At 49.7% G+C, this 19,245-nt stretch carries 19 protein-coding genes; 9 read left to right on the top strand and 10 right to left on the bottom strand.

Annotated features, from left to right (window positions below; translation table 11 throughout):
• Positions 1–153: 153 nt before the first annotated feature.
• The 4 genes from uvrA to AC27IB_RS18355 all read left to right on the top strand — a co-directional run bounded on the left by uvrA (position 154) and on the right by AC27IB_RS18355 (position 5,525).
• Complete coding sequence (gene uvrA / locus AC27IB_RS18370; RefSeq protein WP_296045517.1) at positions 154–2,979, top strand: excinuclease ABC subunit UvrA; 2,826 nt, start codon at positions 154–156, stop codon at positions 2,977–2,979.
• 7 nt (positions 2,980–2,986) lie between these two features.
• Positions 2,987–3,394, top strand: coding sequence for an acyl-CoA thioesterase (locus AC27IB_RS18365; protein WP_487122754.1), 408 nt, complete (start codon positions 2,987–2,989; stop codon positions 3,392–3,394).
• On the top strand, positions 3,391–4,098 hold the full coding sequence (locus tag AC27IB_RS18360; RefSeq protein WP_487122752.1) for a 2OG-Fe(II) oxygenase: 708 nt from the start codon (positions 3,391–3,393) through the stop codon (positions 4,096–4,098). The genes AC27IB_RS18365 and AC27IB_RS18360 overlap by 4 nt, the downstream gene beginning before the upstream one ends.
• 1,037 nt (positions 4,099–5,135) lie before the next feature.
• A complete protein-coding gene (locus AC27IB_RS18355; protein ID WP_296045527.1) occupies positions 5,136–5,525 on the top strand; it encodes a DUF3718 domain-containing protein in 390 nt (129 codons plus the stop codon).
• 54 nt (positions 5,526–5,579) lie between these two features.
• On the opposite strand, the gene AC27IB_RS18350 is transcribed toward AC27IB_RS18355, so the two are convergent.
• The 4 genes from AC27IB_RS18350 to AC27IB_RS18335 are packed head-to-tail and all read right to left on the bottom strand — an operon-like array spanning position 5,580 to position 8,575.
• Positions 5,580–6,515 (bottom strand): FAD:protein FMN transferase, encoded by a 936-nt coding sequence (locus tag AC27IB_RS18350; RefSeq protein ID WP_487122750.1) that lies wholly within the window; start codon positions 6,513–6,515, stop codon positions 5,580–5,582.
• Positions 6,516–6,533: 18 nt separating this feature from the next.
• Positions 6,534–7,853 (bottom strand): DUF3570 domain-containing protein, encoded by a 1,320-nt coding sequence (locus AC27IB_RS18345; protein WP_487122748.1) that lies wholly within the window; start codon positions 7,851–7,853, stop codon positions 6,534–6,536.
• Entirely contained in the window at positions 7,844–8,068 is a 225-nt protein-coding gene (locus tag AC27IB_RS18340) for a DUF4266 domain-containing protein (RefSeq protein WP_296045533.1), read from the bottom strand. The genes AC27IB_RS18345 and AC27IB_RS18340 overlap by 10 nt, the downstream gene beginning before the upstream one ends.
• A gap of 9 nt (positions 8,069–8,077) precedes the next feature.
• Positions 8,078–8,575 (bottom strand): TlpA disulfide reductase family protein, encoded by a 498-nt coding sequence (locus tag AC27IB_RS18335; protein WP_487122746.1) that lies wholly within the window; start codon positions 8,573–8,575, stop codon positions 8,078–8,080.
• Positions 8,576–8,853: 278 nt separating this feature from the next.
• Between AC27IB_RS18335 and AC27IB_RS18330 the strand changes: the two genes are divergently transcribed.
• Both AC27IB_RS18330 and AC27IB_RS18325 read left to right on the top strand, forming a co-directional pair.
• Positions 8,854–10,647, top strand: a complete 1,794-nt coding sequence (locus tag AC27IB_RS18330) for a hypothetical protein (protein WP_487122744.1) — start codon at positions 8,854–8,856, stop codon at positions 10,645–10,647.
• Positions 10,648–10,782: 135 nt separating this feature from the next.
• Positions 10,783–11,400 (top strand): LysE family translocator, encoded by a 618-nt coding sequence (locus tag AC27IB_RS18325; RefSeq protein ID WP_296045544.1) that lies wholly within the window; start codon positions 10,783–10,785, stop codon positions 11,398–11,400.
• 35 nt (positions 11,401–11,435) lie between these two features.
• Here AC27IB_RS18325 and AC27IB_RS18320 read toward each other — a convergent pair whose 3' ends face one another.
• From AC27IB_RS18320 to AC27IB_RS18305, 4 genes are all read right to left on the bottom strand, one after another.
• Positions 11,436–11,822 (bottom strand): VOC family protein, encoded by a 387-nt coding sequence (locus AC27IB_RS18320; protein WP_487122742.1) that lies wholly within the window; start codon positions 11,820–11,822, stop codon positions 11,436–11,438.
• A gap of 71 nt (positions 11,823–11,893) precedes the next feature.
• On the bottom strand, positions 11,894–12,331 hold the full coding sequence (locus AC27IB_RS18315) for a DUF3299 domain-containing protein (RefSeq protein WP_296045551.1): 438 nt from the start codon (positions 12,329–12,331) through the stop codon (positions 11,894–11,896).
• A 106-nt stretch (positions 12,332–12,437) separates the two neighbouring features.
• Entirely contained in the window at positions 12,438–12,971 is a 534-nt protein-coding gene (gene ppa / locus AC27IB_RS18310) for an inorganic diphosphatase (protein WP_487122740.1), read from the bottom strand.
• A gap of 116 nt (positions 12,972–13,087) precedes the next feature.
• Complete coding sequence (locus AC27IB_RS18305) at positions 13,088–14,056, bottom strand: class 1 fructose-bisphosphatase (RefSeq protein ID WP_296053826.1); 969 nt, start codon at positions 14,054–14,056, stop codon at positions 13,088–13,090.
• Positions 14,057–14,272: 216 nt separating this feature from the next.
• On the opposite strand from AC27IB_RS18305, the gene mpl reads away from it, so the two are divergent.
• From mpl to AC27IB_RS18290, 3 genes are read left to right on the top strand one after another with little or no spacing between them, the layout of a single operon-like run.
• Positions 14,273–15,625: a UDP-N-acetylmuramate:L-alanyl-gamma-D-glutamyl-meso-diaminopimelate ligase gene (mpl, locus tag AC27IB_RS18300; protein WP_487122738.1), complete on the top strand. Its 1,353-nt coding sequence runs from the start codon at positions 14,273–14,275 to the stop codon at positions 15,623–15,625.
• Positions 15,626–15,633: 8 nt separating this feature from the next.
• On the top strand, positions 15,634–16,245 hold the full coding sequence (locus AC27IB_RS18295; RefSeq protein ID WP_487122736.1) for a flavin prenyltransferase UbiX: 612 nt from the start codon (positions 15,634–15,636) through the stop codon (positions 16,243–16,245).
• A 34-nt stretch (positions 16,246–16,279) separates the two neighbouring features.
• Positions 16,280–17,077: a S1/P1 nuclease gene (locus AC27IB_RS18290; RefSeq protein WP_487122734.1), complete on the top strand. Its 798-nt coding sequence runs from the start codon at positions 16,280–16,282 to the stop codon at positions 17,075–17,077.
• Positions 17,078–17,124: 47 nt separating this feature from the next.
• On the opposite strand, the gene AC27IB_RS18285 is transcribed toward AC27IB_RS18290, so the two are convergent.
• Complete coding sequence (locus AC27IB_RS18285; RefSeq protein WP_296053800.1) at positions 17,125–17,514, bottom strand: hypothetical protein; 390 nt, start codon at positions 17,512–17,514, stop codon at positions 17,125–17,127.
• Complete coding sequence (locus tag AC27IB_RS18280; protein ID WP_487122732.1) at positions 17,514–19,154, bottom strand: S41 family peptidase; 1,641 nt, start codon at positions 19,152–19,154, stop codon at positions 17,514–17,516. The genes AC27IB_RS18285 and AC27IB_RS18280 overlap by 1 nt, the downstream gene beginning before the upstream one ends.
• Positions 19,155–19,245 lie beyond the last annotated feature (91 nt).

Raw genomic sequence — 19,245 nt, 5'->3', positions numbered from 1 at the left:
GTTATGCATTGTACAAAATTCGCCCGATAGTGCTAATGCTTGGGGGCTCACTGATCTTAAACGCCTGATAGACCATATTCATACCTTCATAGCCATATACCCGTGACACGGGTATATGGCATACTGTTTCTTTTGTATTCTGAACTGGTTCGAATGGATAAAATAGAAGTTCGCGGTGCTCGCACGCACAATCTCAAAAACATCGATATCACCATTCCCCGCGACAAACTGGTGGTGATCACCGGTTTATCGGGTTCGGGTAAATCTTCTCTGGCATTTGATACGCTCTACGCTGAAGGTCAGCGTCGTTATGTAGAATCTTTATCTGCCTATGCACGCCAGTTTTTATCGATGATGGAAAAGCCCGATGTAGACCACATTGAGGGTTTATCGCCGGCGATTTCGATTGAACAGAAATCCACCTCGCACAACCCCCGTTCAACGGTGGGCACCATCACTGAAATTTACGATTACCTGCGTTTGATGTTCGCCAGAGTGGGGACGCCACGCTGTCCGGATCACGATGTACCGCTGGACGCCCAGACTATCTCGCAAATGGTCGACAAGGTGCTGGCAATGCCTGAAGGCACCAAGCTTATGCTGCTTGCTCCTATCGTGCAGGATCGTAAAGGTGAACACGTTAAAACCCTGCAGTCACTGGCTGCTCAGGGTTATATCCGCGCCCGTATCGATGGCGAAGTGTGTGACTTGTCGGATCCCCCCGAACTGGATTTACATAAAAAACATACCATTGAAGTGGTCATTGACCGCTTTAAAGTTCGCGATGATTTGCAGTTGCGTCTGGCTGAATCATTCGAAACGGCGCTCCAGCTGGCCAACGGTAACGCTAAAGTCGCCTATATGGATGACGCCAGCGAGCCGGAAATTGTGTTTTCGGCAAATTTTGCCTGCCCCCACTGCGGCTACAGTATTAGCGAACTTGAACCTCGCATGTTCTCGTTTAACAACCCGGCTGGTGCTTGTGGTACCTGCGATGGTTTGGGTACCAAGCAATTCTTTGACCCTTTCAAAGTTGTGGTAAATGATGAACTTAGTCTGTCGGGCGGCGCTATTCGCGGATGGGATAAACGCAGTTATTACTATTTCCAGATGCTCCAGGCCGTGGCCGATCATTATGAATTCAGTCTCACAGCGCCTTTTGGCGAGTTAAGCAAAGAATTTCGCGACATCGTGTTGTATGGCTCGAAGGGAAAATCCATCAATTTCCGCTACATAAACGACCGCGGCGATATCATGGAACGCAAGCATCCGTTTGAAGGGATCATTCCTAACATGGAGCGTCGCTATCGCGAGACCGAGTCGAATACGGTGCGCGAGGAACTGTCTAAATTCCTCAGTCAGCAGCCCTGTAATAGCTGTGGCGGCACCCGTTTACGTACCGAGGCCCGGCATGTTTTTATTGGTCAGACTAACCTGCCTACTGTGGCCGACATGTCGATTGCCGGTGCATTTGATTTTTTTGAAAATCTTGAGCTCTCCGGCCAGCGTGCACAAATTGCCGATAAGATACTCAAAGAAATTCTCGATCGCCTGCGCTTTCTGGTGAATGTCGGGCTCAACTACCTTAGCCTCTCACGCAGTGCAGAAACCTTATCCGGTGGTGAAGCCCAGCGTATACGTCTGGCCAGTCAGATTGGTGCGGGCCTGGTAGGTGTTATGTACGTACTGGATGAGCCGTCTATTGGCCTGCACCAGCGCGATAACGAACGGCTGCTGAAAACCCTGACCCACCTGCGCGATCTGGGTAATACCGTACTGGTGGTAGAACACGACGAAGATGCCATCCGCGATGCCGACTTCATTATTGATATTGGCCCCGGTGCCGGTGTTCATGGTGGCGAGATCATTGCTCAGGGCAGCCTTGAGGACATCGTAAATAACGATAAATCGCTTACCGGTAAATATTTATCCGGCAAAGAGAAAATAGACATCCCGGCAGTGCGAAATCCGGCCAAGGACGAGCAGTGGCTGGAACTTGCCGGCGCTACCGGCAACAACCTTAAAGACGTAACGCTGCGGGTACCAACTGGCGTTATGACCTGTATCACCGGTGTATCAGGCTCTGGTAAGTCGACCCTGGTCAACGATACGTTTTATAAGATAGCCCAGCGCGAGTTAAATAAAGCTACCACCAGCGAACCTGCGCCGTATAAATCAATGAAAGGCCTGGAGCTGCTCGATAAGGTAGTGGATATCGACCAGTCACCCATTGGCCGCACACCGCGCTCTAACCCGGCAACCTATGCGGGCATTTTCACCCCGATTCGGGAGATTTTCTCTGGTACTCAGGAAGCACGCTCTCGGGGCTATAAGCCAGGTCGCTTCAGCTTTAACGTGAAAGGCGGACGTTGTGAAGCCTGTCAGGGCGATGGTGTAATTAAGGTAGAAATGCACTTTTTACCCGACGTGTATGTACCGTGCGATGTGTGTAAGGGCAAGCGCTATAACCGCGAAACCCTGGAAATTAAATTTAAAGACAAAAATATCCATGAAGTGCTGGAAATGACCATTGAAGATGCCCGGCATTTCTTCGACGCTATTCCGGCCATTGCCCGCAAACTGCAAACCCTGATGGATGTTGGATTGTCTTATGTGCGCCTCGGCCAGTCAGCCACCACCCTATCGGGCGGTGAAGCACAGCGGGTCAAACTGGCTAAAGAGCTCTCGAAACGGGATACCGGCCAGACCCTGTATATTCTGGATGAGCCGACTACCGGCCTGCACTTCCATGACATTAAACAGCTACTGGCCGTGTTGCATCGCCTGCGGGATCACGGCAATACCGTAGTGGTCATTGAGCATAACCTGGATGTCATCAAGACCGCTGATTACATTGTTGACCTGGGGCCGGAAGGCGGTTCCGGAGGCGGTCAGATTATTGCTGAAGGCACGCCGGAAGAAGTGGCCAACAGTGATGTCTCCCATACCGGGCGGTTCTTAAAACCCATGCTGAAATAGGTGAAGCATGTTTGAAATGGACTTACACCCGCGCCTGAGTGAAACCGACGGCGCCGGTCATATTGGCAATACCGTACTGGTAGTATGGTTCGAGGAAGCCCGAACACCTTTGTACCAGATTGTTATGCCAGAGCTTTCCATGGACACCTGGTCACTGATACTGGCCAATTACAGCGTGGATTTTTACGCGCAGATTTTTTATGGCACACCTGTACAGCTAAAAACCTGGATCAAGCGTGTTGGTAACAGTTCATTTGAGACCTATCAGGAGGTCTGGCAGAACGGCAAACGCTGTGCTTCCGGCACGTCTGTGCAGGTCTACTTTAATTACCAGACCGGTAAGTCCGAACCGCTACCTGACAACCTCAAAGCAGGTCTTACAACGCATTTACTGCCCCCGGAGGAACAGGCGTGAGTACAGATTTTATTGAAGTCATCGACAATGCCTTAGCACCTGAAACATGCCAGCAGATTATCGAAGCCTTTGATAGTAGTAAGCACTTACAACCTGGTCGCACTGGCGGTGGAGTCGATACCGATAAAAAGCGCTCACTGGATATCTCGTTCAGTCAGGCCAGTGAATTTGCCCCCATGAAAGCGCAGGTAATGCAAACCGTTGCCAGTGCCGTCCACGATTACCTGAAAAAATACTACTTTGCCATCGTTGGTCCGCTGGGGCTGACCCTGCCCGATCCACAAACCGGCCAGCCGGTTAAACTGACTGCCGAAAACTTTGCAGAGATAGGGATACCCGCGCTACCCGGTTTGATGCGCCACCTTTTTCGCACAGGCGAAATCAACGCCCAGCGATACGAAAAAGGCCATGGCGGATATCCCTACTGGCACTCTGAAGTCTTTCCTCAGGTACCGCACAATGAGCCCCTGCATCGCATATTGCTGTTTATGTTTTATCTTAACGATGTCCGGGAAGGCGGCAGTACCGATTTTTACTATCAGGATAAATCCATTCAGCCCAGGGCCGGGCGGATGGTAATAGCGCCAGCTTATTTTACTCACACCCATCGTGGTCAGGTACCAGTAAGTGAACATAAGTACATTTTAACGTCCTGGGTGTTATTCAACCGCGCTGAGCAAATCTACGGCCGCCCCGCAAACTAGTCACTAAAGCAGTCAAGGCAAGCTACCTGACGTCCGCTGGCTTTCTCAATGGCCACTCGAATAGTCTGCTGAGCACTGCTGGCTTGCTCAATTTGCGCAGGCGGAAAGCGGGCTATTTTCCCTAGCAGGATTTAAACAGAGAAACATGGTCAAACAATCAACACCATCTACGTCGATCATTTTTCAGGCTTCACCGAACTAACAGATAACCAATACTTATGATTAGTGAACTTCCAGAAGTTTTGACTACCTCAGTTATGACTAATTCTCTTTGTTCATCTGTTTAACGGTTCTATGATGATATTATCGCAGTAAGCTTCTCATGAGTATTTTACTCGATATACTATATAAAAAAGGATTTTCATGAAAATTCAAGGCAGAGAATATTTCTCCCCTTGGGTCGATAGGCTATCGCTATTCTTTTACACTCCTGAGTTTAACGATATTATGTATCTGGACGAGTATTTACCTATTTTCTGAGTGTGTATCTGATTATGCTCGCTTTAATCTTACCCGGATAGAAAAGGCAATACTCAAATTATTCTTTCCGCGGGGCTTCTAATAGCAGTAGTTCTTATTACAAACATTCCCATACAATGGCGCGGTATTAAAAGTGCTGAACGTTTTTTCTCGTGAGCTATCATTTCTCTTTTGGGGAATTTATCTTTAGCATTTAATTTTAGCGCTATTTCTTTATGAATATACCGCGCTCCAGACTCTCGAAGCAAAATTTGTTTGTGTAAGTATCTTGCTTAAATGTTTTTATTCTTGTAATCAATTAGTACAAGATAACCCTTTCGAATCGGTTAAATTTCCCCCGTTTTTAATGCGGTATCCGCTCCTATCAGACGAGTGGCCGGTTATCTGCCACTAAACACTTTATTTACAATATTTTTACAACTATAGTCTAAAGAAGCAAAAGGAGTTGCTCTGGTGAGTACCTTACGCATTAACTTTGCCTATCGATGTAACAACATAAAACAGGATGCGAAGGTGCCTATCCTAGATTGGAATTTTTTTTATGTTGGAGATAAATAATGAACTACTTCAAATTAGCTGGAGTGATAGCCGCGCTATCTGTTTCCAGCCAGATCAAGGCACAGGACTATCAGTTTGTCGCAGCCGACAATAGCCCGGAAACGAAACTTTGCGTTAGCGCAGTTAACAACGACTTAGAGACTATGAAAGGTCGACTGTTCCGGATGGGAATGGGCGATGCCGTGCGAAAGAATATCAACCGCATTTCCTGTAACGATATGTCGGTGGCGAAATTCGCGCATAAATACCAGGCCCAGGATACGTTTGTTTACCTTAACAACCGCAGCGCTTATGGCAATAAAGCCAAGCCATCGGTAACAATAAATGACCTGGCGCAAACCAGCAACTCAGATGACCCCATCATCGTGTATGTGTCCTCTGCACGCTAAGTAAGCACCGGCCAAATCTAAGTACACTGAAAGGAGCTTCGCGCTCCTTTCTTTTTAGCGATACACCCAGTGGGTTAAGCCCTGCTCGGTTAAAAAGCCTTCCGCATTTTGTCCCTGTAACATAGCCAGCGTAGCCAGCAAGCCAGCCTGGGTACAGGATTCAGCAGCCACAGTTACTGAGCGGGGCGGCAGTTCAATAGGGTAACCGGTGTTAGGATTTAGAATATGACTGTAGCGCTTGCCGTTATGCAGAAGATATCGACGTGCATCGCCACTGGTGGCCAGTCCGCCCTGATAAATTTTAACCAGAGTTTCGCCCTGTTCTTCCTTCAGTGGATTTTCAATGCCGATATACCAGGGCTGGTCGTTAAGCCGGCGACGGCTGACCTGAATGTCACCACCAAAGTTAACCACAACCGATACCTCAGGCACCTGCTCAGACACTAACGCGGCCACACAATCCACCGCATACTCTTTACCAATGCCGCCAACATCCAACTGCATGCCCGCAGGCAGAGTCACTGTTTGTGGACTAAGGGCAACTCGGTGCCAGCCAATCAGCGATAACACTGCGTCAATGTCGGCTTTATCGGGCAAACGATCAGAGCCGTCGAAATGCCAGACCTTACCTAACACACCCGAGGTAATATCAAACATGCCCTCACTGAGCTGGTAACAGGTATTGGCGAAGCTTAATAACCGCAAGGTTTCCTGATCAATATTGACCGGCTGTCCCTGACTGTTATTGATTGCGCTTATCACACTGTCTGGCCGGTAACGGCTGTACTTGTGCTCGATCCGCTTCGCTTCATTACAGGCCATCCGGGTAATGCGTCGGGCCAGTTCACTATCGGTGGTTTCAATAAGTATTTCGCAGGGGCTGGCCATTGCCTCGAAGGTCCCCAGCATAAACCCGTCCCGCGGTTGAATGGATACCGGCAGTTCTGCGGTGGAGGCAGCACTGCCGGTGTTGGCTTGATTAGCGGCCATTAGTACAGTCTGATTGCCTTAGAAATGGTAGTTAAACTGTAATATAACGGCTTTGACACTGGGGTAAAGGTCTAAATCGGCCAGCACGCCCGGCTCGTCAAAACCGGCGTTTTTCGGATCCTGCTGATAATACTCAGCACGGACTGCCCATTCATGGCCGTTTTCCATTTTATGCCCGTACTTCAAGCCCAGGGTATAAGCAGTCATTTCTCCAACCCGATAATCAGCGCTGGCATACATTGGCAGCGGATCGGCCTGGTTAAGGAAAGGGCGATAAAATTCTGCCGCGCTTTGCTGGTAGTAGCGTAAATGGGGCTGAATATAATTGTTATCACCTAAGTTAAAGCGAAAGCGTGAATCAATGGTGTGTGAATCAATTTCCCAGTCATCGGTGGCATACCGGTAGGACACATCTACCACACCACTATCCAGTGCATATTTGGTCTGCACAAAGAAACTGTGTTTGGTCCGCGAATCCGGACGACCTTCGTACACCACATCCTGGGTTATACCGGCGTTATCTACCACGCTTAGCAATTTATACGGGTCTGTCATGTACCCGTCGACCACACTCAGGCCGTAATTAAACTGCATTAGCATTCGGCGATTAATCACCTGGGTTACACCAACCAGTAAATCGGTAGTGGTTTTAGATTCTGAGCCGGTTTTATTTTCCCCTTCTTCGTAATCATCATCCCACTCAAATTCGTCTTCACCTTCCTCGTTGTCGTCACCAATATAAGTAGGTGTCAGCATGCTGGTTAAAGCACCAGGTGTACCACCGACCGGGTCGATAGAATCAAACTGGAACGACAAGCCTGCAGATAACGTGGTGTTACGCATAAATAAATCTTTTTCCAGTAGCCCACTCAGCCCCAGAGACATGTAGTCATACTCGTTGGAGACGTTGACGGCCCCGGTTGCACGCCACGAATCAGCAAAGGGCTGCATCCAAGAACTCGACACCTGTACGCGGGTATCCCGGAACGTATCATCAAGCGGCGTTTCTCCGGCTTTCACTACGTAGCCATCTTTACCTGACGGACGCGAGAACGTTTGCGCGTAAGGCTGAGCCACGGCGCCATTGGCCGACGCACCGGTAAGGGTGTCGAGCACCAGTTTAACGTTAAAGATACTGTCGTCATCATTGGTTTTGGTGGCGTTAATAACGCCCTCAGCAAGACTGACCCGGTCGGTTTCTCCGTAATATAAAATAGCCGTATCAAACTGCCAGTCTTTAAGCATTTCCTCTTCGGCCTGCGCCGCAGGAGAACCTAATAATGCACAGGCTGCGCCTGCCAGTGCCGTCGCCACTGTTCCTTTATTTTTTAGTTGCATCCGCAGCCGCCTCCGGCAAATGAACGCCCACCACTGGTGGCTTCCTTACTAAAATAAATGTGATCATCAAGGCCTAAATCGACGCCTTCCGCGCCCAGAGCCATTTCATCTTTAGCCAGTAGATCACGTTCCCAGGGCTGCACACCCAGAGAGGCACAACCGCTTAACTGAAGAACGCCCGCGACGGCCAGAATAGCTAATAATTTTCGTTTCATGCTGCACTCCTATTCGGCCAACAGGCCCTGAATTTCCTGCTCATAGCTGGCTTGTTTCTCAATGTGAAAGCCTTGATGGGCAATACGTAATTGCCCCGTTTTATCAATCAGATAACTGGTAGGCATGCCTTTGAGCTTGTATGTTTGGGCAGAGTTGCCCTGTGGGTCGAAAGCGACCGGAAAGTGAGCAGGCAGCTTACGCAAGAATTCATCAGCTAACCGGCGCTCACTATCAAGGTTTATGGCAACAACGGTAAAGCCTTGCTCGCCATATTTGGCCTGCATGTCATTCATCCAGGGAAAGGAGCGCTGACAGGGCTTACACCAGCTGGCCCAAAAATCGAGGTATACCACCTGACCTTTGTAATCCGATAAGTTCACCTGCTTGCTGGCAAAATTTAACACCAGTTCAGGTGCCGGTTGTGCAGCCACTGCCGGATTGGCGCTGGCTAATAATGAGCCCGCACTAACACTGATAACACCGGCTAAGGTTCGAATACGACCCATCTTAAAATCCTGTTAATGATTAACTGATGAGCAGTGTAAAAACGAAACCTTAAGGAAAGCTTAAGGAACCCGAAAATCCTACTCAGCAGTCTGCCCTGCCCTGGCTCTCGCCCGCTCATAACGAAATTTTCTGGCGGCAATGCAGATTCACTCGCTTTTACCAATCACTTTGCCGTATATTCTTGCCACCGCTCAGTTTGATGACGCATAGAGAGTCGCTTTACGGTCATTGGCCTGAGCTATAACCCAGGGATTTATAATTTCAACAGGATATAATCATGCGTAGTTTTTTACTTGTTGCCGCATTTTTAGTCAGCATGCTAAGCGGTTGCGCCACATATGACATTCGCTCCACCGCCATCGCCAAAAATCAGCCATTACCCGCCACTCATGGGGTTGTTGCCTTACAGGTTATCAACAATGCCGAGCGGCTCGCGCCGCTACATAAAGGCTGGACAGCCGTGATTGTGGTTCGAACAGATAACATGGACGCGATTAAAGCCGCCGCCGTCGCCGAGGCCAAAGAGAAAGCCGAAAAGAAAGGTAAAACCATCGACGAAGATAAGGTCGACTGGGACCCTGAAATCTATGAGTTGACGCCCGTTTATCAGGGAACGGTAGACAGCCAGCTGTTTATCGGCAGCATGCCGCCGGGCGAGTACATGATTTCAACGTTGTACAGCTATTATAACGGTGGCGATATGTCATCGTGGATTTCCATGCCGGTATTCTCAGCCGCCGGTGAATTTGCGGTTAGTGACACCACGCTCACCGACCTGGGTTCGGTACTGTTTCAGCCTTTGCTCAGCATTAAGGAAAGCTCATTCTGGAGCACTTCCACTTCATCCAAAGCCTTTGTTACGCGGGTATTTGAAGAGTCCGATTTAGGCAGTATCGTACTGCCACAGTATCCGCAAATTCAGCAACAGCTTAGTGGCAAAACCAGTCAAAGCTGGCAAACCGATGAACTGGATCCGCTGCGCGAAAAGCTCAGTGTACTGGCAACTGAAAACGCTTTGGCGGCCAGCCCCATTGTACTGCCAACGACTCAGCAACGCGCCCTGGCGGCCAAATTTGGTCGTCTGGCAATCCAGCAAGACGGTAGCTGGACAACCCATAACCTGCCAACCAATTCACAGCTCTACGCTGCGCTGCAGATCGACGGCAAAGTAGCCGTGGGTGGTGAGTTAGGCCAGCTGTTTGTGTCTTCCGACTGGCAACAATGGCAGTTAACCAAGCCAGTAGATGCCGATGAAGCGATTGTCTGGATGGGCCAGACAGCCGATAATTACTTTGCCCTGACCAGCTCTGCCAAGCAATACCAGGTATACCGGTTTAACCAGTTAAATACCCCCTGGCAGAAAGTCGGTAGTTACGTTAAAAAAGATCCTAACGACTGGCTTATCCAGAATGGTGGTCTGTTTGCGGCCATTACCCAACAAGGCACACTGCGCATTTTCAACGATAACAAGCGTCACGACTACAATCCGGCAGATAACAGCTGGTCGACCGACAAAAGCACCTCACTGCGCACTATGGCACAACTTGCCAATGGCGCCCTGGTGGCCGTTGAAGTTAGCCAGTGGGACGGAGTTGGTTCACAATTGATCAGTGTTGATGACGGCCTGACCTGGCAATCTATCAACCGCAATCTGAGTTTATTTGGCGACATTAAGGCAGATGTAAGTTTACCTGTGCTCACCGACAACAATGAAGTCATCACGCTCAGTCGTAACCGCAAGTCCAGCGGCGAGAAAAGCCAAATCCGTATTGCCACCACCGCCCTGAGCAACGCAGATGACAGCAGTAGCTGGCAGCTGCATGGCGTGGCCAAAGACAATTGCCATTCGCTACTGCCACAACTAACTACCGGTAATACGCTGTATTTCCTTTGCGATCAGGGCCAAATCGTCAGCACCAGTGACTTTGGTGAAACCTGGCAAACCGATATTGACCGTGATATTGCACAAATGCAGGCGCAATACGAAACTTTTATCGACGAGTTAAAACAGCAGCAGGAAGCTGAAGAAAAGGCTAAGGAAACCGAGGCCGAAGCGGCCAGCGAGAAATAAGCACTGCGGGTAATGCGCCTGACTCACCCGGCGCATTGCCCGTTTATCCAATTATAATTGCCGCAACAGAAAGGTTGCCAGCCAATGACTTTTCTGGCAATTTCGCGCCTCGATTTATTGAACCGGAAACCCTCAATGAGCTGGGCTTTACTGTCTGTGTTTGTACCGACTTTTTTCTTTGTGTCTGTGACACCGGGAATGTGTATGACGCTGGCCATGACACTGGGCATGAGCATTGGCGTAAAACGCGCATTATGGATGATGCTGGGCGAACTCACCGGCGTTGGCTTAGTCGCGGCACTGTCGGCAGCCGGCGTTGCGGCATTACTGCTTAATTACCCGGCGGTGTTCACCGTATTTAAATATGCCGGCGGGGTGTATTTGTTTTACTTAGGTATTCAGATGTGGCTGTCCAAAGGCAAGATGGCACTGAAGAACGCTGAGGATGGTCCGGCAGCCACTCGGACTCAATTAATCGCCCAGGGCTTTATTACCGCCATTGCTAACCCCAAGGGCTGGGCCTTTTTTGTGGCGTTGTTACCGCCCTTTATTGATGCCGCTAAGCCGTTGGCGACGCAATTAGCCAGCCTGATTACAATTATTTTAACCCTGGAGTTTAGCTGCTTACTGATTTACGCCTCTGGCGGCAGAACTTTACGCTCTTTACTCATGCAAAGCGGCAACGTGCGCATTATGAACCGTATAGCAGGTACGTTAATGGCTGGCGTTGGGTTGTGGCTGGCATTTGGCTGACATTATCGCCACAACACCCCCGATACAAAAGCTGCTTAGCTTAATGAATGTAAGCCAAACATATTCCCTTCGGTATCTTTTGCCAGTGTGATAAAGCCGTAATAGCCAATCGAAAATTTAGGCCGCACTACGGTGCCACCAGCAGATTCAATCCGCGATTCTTCCACTTCGCAGTCTTCACAGGAAAAGTAAACCAGTACGCTATTGTGACCTGCCGGCATGCCATCAACACAAACCAACGCTCCTGACGCGCCATGGCTTTCCATATCAGACGGGAAGGCTTTCATTTGTAATGCACTATCAGAAGGAGCCGTAGGATCCAGTAAATCGGCAAATTCGATGGCAAAGACCGAGCTATAAAACGCCGAGGCCCGGGGCATGTCATCAACGTAAATTTCGAACCACGTAATGGGATTTTTCATGAGGTGCTTTGCGCAAAGAGACAGACTTTCACATTAGCACGTTTTTTATACAAATCGAGCGCTTTTATCACCTAATAAGGATGAACGGCTTCACCCTGCATACTGTAACCCGCGGCGGCCAAATCACTGCTGTATCGTGTGGTGGAGAAGATACCTTCAACCCATACCGCATCGTAGAGGTTCTCTACCGGCACTCCCTCATTCATTTTAACATGCACAATCTGATTGGAAGGCGGTGGTGGTACGTGGATACAAGCACCAAAAAATGGCACCAGTAAGAATTCAGTTGTCAGTTCAGCGGTACCTTCTAAGGGCACAATGAATCCCGGCACTTTTACCCGCTCGCCATTGTAAATGTCGACGACCGGCGCGTCAGGCTGTAACTGAGCCATCTTATTGTTGTGATCGGTAGCCTGTTGAGGTGCCAGTTCATTGAAATCCGGTGGCACTAAGTCTTCCCAGTACACTTCTTTTACGTCACTGGCGTTTACCGCACCAGAAAACAGCATCAGGCACCAGAGTAACGGCACAGCTCGTTGTTGAATCAATCGCAACATAAGGTCTCCAAATAAAAAAGGCCCGACGAATCGAGCCCTTAATCACTAAGCTTAATGCTTATTTTTCAGCTTCGTAACGCTCAACGCTGGATACGATTTCGGCTTTAGCGGCAGCGGCATCGCCCCAACCGTCAATTTTCACCCACTTGCCTTCTTCCAGATCTTTGTAGTGCTCGAAGAAATGCTCAATTTGTTTCAGCAGCAGTGGCTCAACGTCTGACGTTTCAAACACTTTGCGATACAGGGTAGACAGTTTGTCGATTGGCACAGCCAGTACTTTCGCGTCTTTGCCTGATTCGTCGGTCATATTTAATACGCCAACAGGACGACACTTAATCACAGAACCGGCTAACAGTGGGAAAGGCGTCATAACCAGCACGTCTACCGGGTCACCGTCTTCAGACAGCGTATTGTTCACATAACCGTAGTTAGTTGGGTAGTGCATGCAGGTCGCCATAAAGCGATCTACGAAGATCGCACCGGTGTCTTTGTCTACTTCGTACTTCACCGGATCCGCGTGTGCTGGAATTTCGATAATTACGTTCACTTCGTCAGGCAGTTTCTTGCCTGCAGGTACGGCGTTTAAGCTCATACGGGATTGTCCTTTCGTTAATAGTAAAATTGCATCAAGTATACGGCTAACCGGAAAAAATAAAAACCTGTAGCCCGACGTATCGGGCATACTTAGGATTTATTTTGCCTAACCAATTAGTCGTAATAGCTCAGGCAGGCCTCAACTTCGTCTTTGGAGCCAATAATAACCGGTACGCGCTGGTGAATTTCCTCGGGCATCACTTCCATAATGCGTCCCTCGCCAGTGGAAGCCAGACCGCCCGCCTGCTCCATTAAAAATGCCATCGGGTTGGCTTCGTATAACAGGCGCAGTTTGCCAGGCTTAGCCGGGTCGCGCTTATCAAAGGGGTACATGAAAATACCACCGCGACATAACAGGCGGTGAATATCGCCCACCATGGCTGCCACCCAGCGCATGTTGTAGTTTTTCTCACGGGGACCTTCGGTTCCCGCCAGCAAATCGGCCACGTAGTTTTGAATAGGCGGCTCCCAGTGACGTTGGTTAGACGCGTTAATGGAGAACTCGGCGGTTTGCTCCGGCACCTGAATATTCGGATGGGTTAGCAGGAAGCCACCGTGGGTTTTATCCAGTGTGTAAATGTGAGTACCTTTACCGGTGGTCATTGCCAGCATGGTAGATGGGCCATACAGCACATAACCGGCCGCGACCATTTGCGTACCAGGCTGCAAAAAGGCAGAAGGATCATCCGGCTCCATCCATTGCGGTGCATGAGCAATGGAAAAGATGGTGCCGATCAGGCTGTTAATTTCGGTATTTGAGGAGCCATCCAGCGGATCGAAGCTCACCAGGTATTTGCCATCCGGGTGACAGGGCACCACGTCATCTTCCTCTTCCGAGGAAATTGCTTTTACATAACCCGATTCTTTAAGAATATCCTTCAGAATTTGATTTGAAATCACATCCAGTTTCTTTTGCGTTTCACCCTGAACGTTTTCACTCAGAGTAGAACCCAAAACGCCCGCCAAAGCGCCCTGACTCACGCGGAACGAAATCTCCTTGCAGCCCGCTAACAGCGTGCGGATCAGCAAAATGAGTTCGAGCGGAGCGCCATCTTGTTGCATTTGTGAGTTAAGTCTTTTCATGGTTTATGTAAGCCTTTTTTTCTATGTAGGGTATTGTTGCACTATACGGGTCGATAATGCGGGTTCCTCCGTTGCCGCAGGGCAGCAATTGAACCTCGAGCATGATGCTCTGGTTAGATTGTAAACTGACTCACCCCTGAAAGGAAATCAGATGTTTAGGCAAGTGGGTGCGCATCTGGTAAAGTGTTCGGATATGAAATTAGCGCAGGAAAGTTAATGCACGTTCACATTTTGGGGATTTGTGGCAGTTTTATGGGCGGTATCGCTGCAATTGCCAAATCACTGGGGCATACCGTCACTGGTTCAGACCGCAATGTTTATCCGCCTATGAGCACACAGCTCGAGGCGCTGGGAATTACCCTGACCGAGGGCTATGATCCGACCCAGTTTGAGCCGGTCCCGGATATGGTGATTATTGGTAATGCCATGTCACGTGGCAACCCGGCGGTAGAATACGTGCTCGACCGCAACCTCCCTTACACCAGCGGCCCCCAATGGCTACTGGATAATTTGTTAACCGATCGCTGGGTCATTGGCCTCTCCGGTACCCATGGTAAAACCACCACCTCATCTATGGTGGCCTGGATACTCGAATACGCCGGGCTGGAACCGGGTTTTTTAATTGGTGGCATTCCGCAAAACTTCGGTATTTCTGCCCGGGTGGGGGAAAGTCCGTTCTTTGTGATTGAGGCCGACGAATACGACAGCGCGTTCTTTGATAAGCGCTCGAAGTTTGTTCATTACCGCCCACGGACCCTGGTGATGAACAACCTTGAGTTCGATCATGCAGACATCTTCGCCGATTTAGCCGCCATTCAAACGCAATTTCACCATTTAGTGCGCACCGTACCGGCCACAGGTCTGGTGCTTTCACCCGACAGCGACGACAATCTGGCCGCCGTACTCGACAAAGGCTGTTGGAGCGAGCAGCAATACCTTGGTCGTCACTGGCATGCCGAGCTCATTAATCCCGATGGTTCCTCCTTTAAGGTGTTCTATCAGGAAAAACAGGTCGGTACCGTTTGCTGGGAGCTTCTCGGTCAGCACAACGTCGACAACGCACTGATGGCCATAGCGGCGGCGCACCATGCCGGAGTAACCCTGCCGGATGCCATTGCCGCGTTGAGCGAATTTGTCAACGTTAAGCGGCGCATGGAAGTGCGCGGCTGCGTGAAAGACATCACCGTTTACGACGACTTTGCCCATCATCCTACAGCGATTAAAACGACCCTTGATGGTCTGCGCAAGAAAGTCGGCGATGCCCGCATCATAGGTGTACTGGAACCCCGCTCCAATACAATGAAAATGGGTATTCATAAAGACGTGCTGGTTGATTCATGGCAGGAAGCCGATGAAGTGCTATTGTTCGAACCGGATAACCTGGGCTGGTCAATGGCGCAGCTGGCCAAACACAGCCAGACACCCACACAGGTATTTCGTAGCGTAGATGCTATCATTCATCAGTTAGCGACTATGCTGCAGCCCGGCGATCATGTATTAATCATGAGTAATGGCGGTTTTGGTGGGATCCATAACAAGCTATTGGATGTATTAGCGGGTAAAGCCTGAGAGTTACCATGAAAAAAACCATCACCCTGGCAATGACTGGCGCATCGGGTGCGCCCTATGCACTTCGCTTACTGGAGCAGCTGGTTGCGGCTCAGTATGACGTATTTGTATTGATCTCTTCTGCGGCTAAAGTGGTTTTTGCCACCGAAGAAGACCTCAAAATTCCGGCTCAGCCCGAAGCGGCCAGTGCCTTTTTTACCGAGCGCTTTAACGCTACGCCCGGACAAATTCGGGTTTGTGGTAAAGAGGAGTGGTTTTCACCGGTAGCGTCTGGTTCTGCTGCCCCTAAACAGATGGTGGTATGCCCCTGTTCTACTGGTTCACTGTCTTCCATTGCGGTAGGTGCCTGCGACAATCTAATTGAGCGCGCTGCCGACGTAGTGCTCAAAGAACGGGGTCAGCTGATTCTGGTCACCCGGGAAATGCCGCTTTCGAGCATCCATTTGGAAAATATGCTTAAACTGTCACAAATGGGCGCTACTATCATGCCCGCTTCGCCCGGCTTTTACCATCAGCCCCAACAAATCAGTGATTTAGTCGATTTTGTTGTGGCTCGAGTACTGGACCACTTAGGTGTCGACCAGTCGTTAATGGCGCGCTGGGGCTATCAAAACCAGTAATCCAACGGATTTATATTTGCAAAGGAAAATTAAAATGATAACACGCGCTAAAAACGCCCCTGTTGCACTGTTTCTTTTGGCTTCATCAATAATGAGCCTGCCAGCTTTTGGCTGGGGACAAACCGGACACCGTGTCACCGGGGCCATTGCCGAACGCCACCTTTCTGCTGAAGCCAAACAACAAATTGAGGCTCTGATCCCACTGGAATCCCTCGCGGAAGCGTCGACATATCCCGACGATATGAAGTCGAACCCTTCTGAATTCTGGCAGAAAACAGCATCGCCGTGGCATTACGTTACCGTTCCCGAAGGCAAGCACTATCACGACGTGGAAGCGCCAAAAGAAGGCGATGCTTTTACGGCCTTAACAAAATTCAGCGCCACGTTAAAAGATGACAAAGCGTCTAAAGCCGACAAACAGTTAGCGCTTCGCTTCATAGTGCACATCATTGGCGATCTCCACCAGCCACTTCATGCCGGCAACGGCACCGATCGTGGTGGCAACGACGTCAAAGTAAGGTTCTTCTGGCAGGATTCCAACCTTCACCGCGTGTGGGATTCACAAATGATTGGTCAAAAAGAGCTGTCTTATACCGAGTGGACTGACTGGCTCGACAAGAAAATTACGGCACAAGACATAGAAGCCTGGCACTCAACGGATCCCAAAGTGTGGATCACCGAGAGCACTAAAATCCGTGACACCATCTACCCTGAAGATGCCAACCGCATGGCCTATGATTATCTGTATGATCATATCCCTACCGCGAAACGCCGCCTGCAACAGGCCGGCATCCGCATAGCGCACTATCTCAACGAAATATTCGCCAAATAAAAGCATAGACGCTCAGAACCCATATTAAGGGTTATCTGAGCGTCTGATTAATTTTCTGTAGCGATACACTCAAGATTATCAAGCTCAACCTTTTTACCCGTTCCATCATTGCTCAGCAGGCATTGCGTGCCCTTTTTATATAAGGTGAACGAATAAGCCTGCTTATCATGGCGCCCTTCAATAAGTCTCCCCTGGCTGTCCAGGTGCTCCCGCCGCTCGATTGTCACTACCGAAGAGCTCGTAAACACATCGTCAGCCAGCGTGACTTTGGTACCACCAAACCAATCACTGATAACCTTTTCTATTTGCACTTTCTGCTGCTTGGTCTGCGCACTGAGCGTGGCCGGATAAAGCTCGTTATCACTGGTTTGCGCGCAGCCACTGGCAACTACCAGTGACACGCAGGCCCAAAGCCGGGTTAGCCTGTGCTTTTGCATTATTCTTGCTCCGTAACAATGGGCTCATTGATTTTGTTTTGCAGAATGAGTCGCTCTTTTAGGGCGAATGGATTTTCAATGGCCAGTGACGACTCCGGACTCTGCGCGTTAATCGAATCCGGTGACACTGGTGCAGGACTCACCGGTGCAGGGCAGGAACCGGTTTCAGCATATGCCAGTGCCGTTGAAAGCATGACCTCAGCAGGATCGCCCAACGGGTGGCTAAAATCATCCGCGACTTCACAACCCGGCACTTCATAGCCGTAGTTGGGTGTTTCGGTAGGAATGAAGCCATCGGCATAATCGCCGAACCCCTTGTTATTTATGCCTTGAAACTGAATGGAGAAATAGGTTGTGCCGCAATTGTCGGTCGGATAAAAACCATAAGGCTTGCCACAGGTGGTTGAACCTATCTGGACCACTTCCACGTCGATCCCACGCAATGCATTCATCACCGACTCACTTGCTGAGCAGGACGCACCGGTGGTCAATACGAATACCCGGGTTAGTGACAGGCTGGGTAGCACCGCACTGAGTAAACGGCCGGCATTGTAGTCTATTTCATTGCTGTAAAAGGGCGTGGGCTGAATAACATTGCCGGTAACCGGATCTCTGTTTGGCGATTTATCATTGAATTGCAGCGTCTCAAAATAAGCATTGTTAGTCTGTGCAGGGCCTGCCACCATGTATGACAACTGCGATGCCAGCGCCAATAAGCCACCGCCATTGTAACGTAGGTCGATAACCAGTTCGGTGACGTTTTCATCGATAAATCCATCAAAAGCGTCAATCAGGTCATACTGGGCGGTTCTAATAAAGGTATTAAACTGAAAATATCCGGTTCTGCCGGCAGGCGTATCCAGTACCTGAACATGCTGCACCGGCGATACCTGGACGTCCGCTGAGGTCACATCCACCGCCAGTTCATCACCATTAACCAGTTCAAATACAAAACTGGTAGTCGTGCCATTATCGGCAGGGAACAGGGCATCATTCAGCGCATCGATATCGGTAGAACTGTTGGCATTAACAAAATCGATGCCATTAACCAGCTTTACTGACGCACCCCGAGGGATGCCGGCTAAATCAGCAGGCGAGCCGGGCTCGGCAAATCTGACTACTAACTCTCGTGGCGAGGTATTTCGCACAAATTCCCAGTCGAACCCATAGCCGGATGCAACACCACTTTGAGTCAGCTCATTGTATTCATCGGTAGGCTGGTAAAAATGGAAATTGTCTTTTGGGGTTCCGCTTGGCGTGGTCGCAGTCGTTTTTAACTGGTCAAAATATCCTAATACTGAATAATTGGCCGGATTGTTATCATCCACTTCGTCGTACCAAAGGTAGGTCTCATTGGTCCAGCTACGAAGCCACAGCTTTTCCTCCAGACTGCTGCCCGCTTCATCCGGGTACTGCTGGCCGGTGAAAGGATCAATACCGGTTCGTGGCGATTCGCACTTCGCCACCAGCGAAGAGGCAGAGGCATAGTCGCCCGGCTGCCAGGATGGTCCTGTTGGGGTTGGGGTTGGTGTGGGCGTCGGGCCCGAAGAATTGGAGCCACCGCCACCGCCACCACAGGCAGTTACCCCTGAAACAGAGATGGTTGCGACGATGATAGCCGCTAGTTTAGATAAGCGCATTGTTGCCTCCCTGGCAATTGTTATTTTCTGTCGTGTTGTTGTTTCATTACATCAAAGGTGACGTCAGTTAAACAACGGAATTACAAATAAT

This window comes from Alteromonas sp. 4NH20-0104 (assembly GCF_057547795.1).
This window is presented reverse-complemented; position numbering and strand designations above follow the sequence as displayed.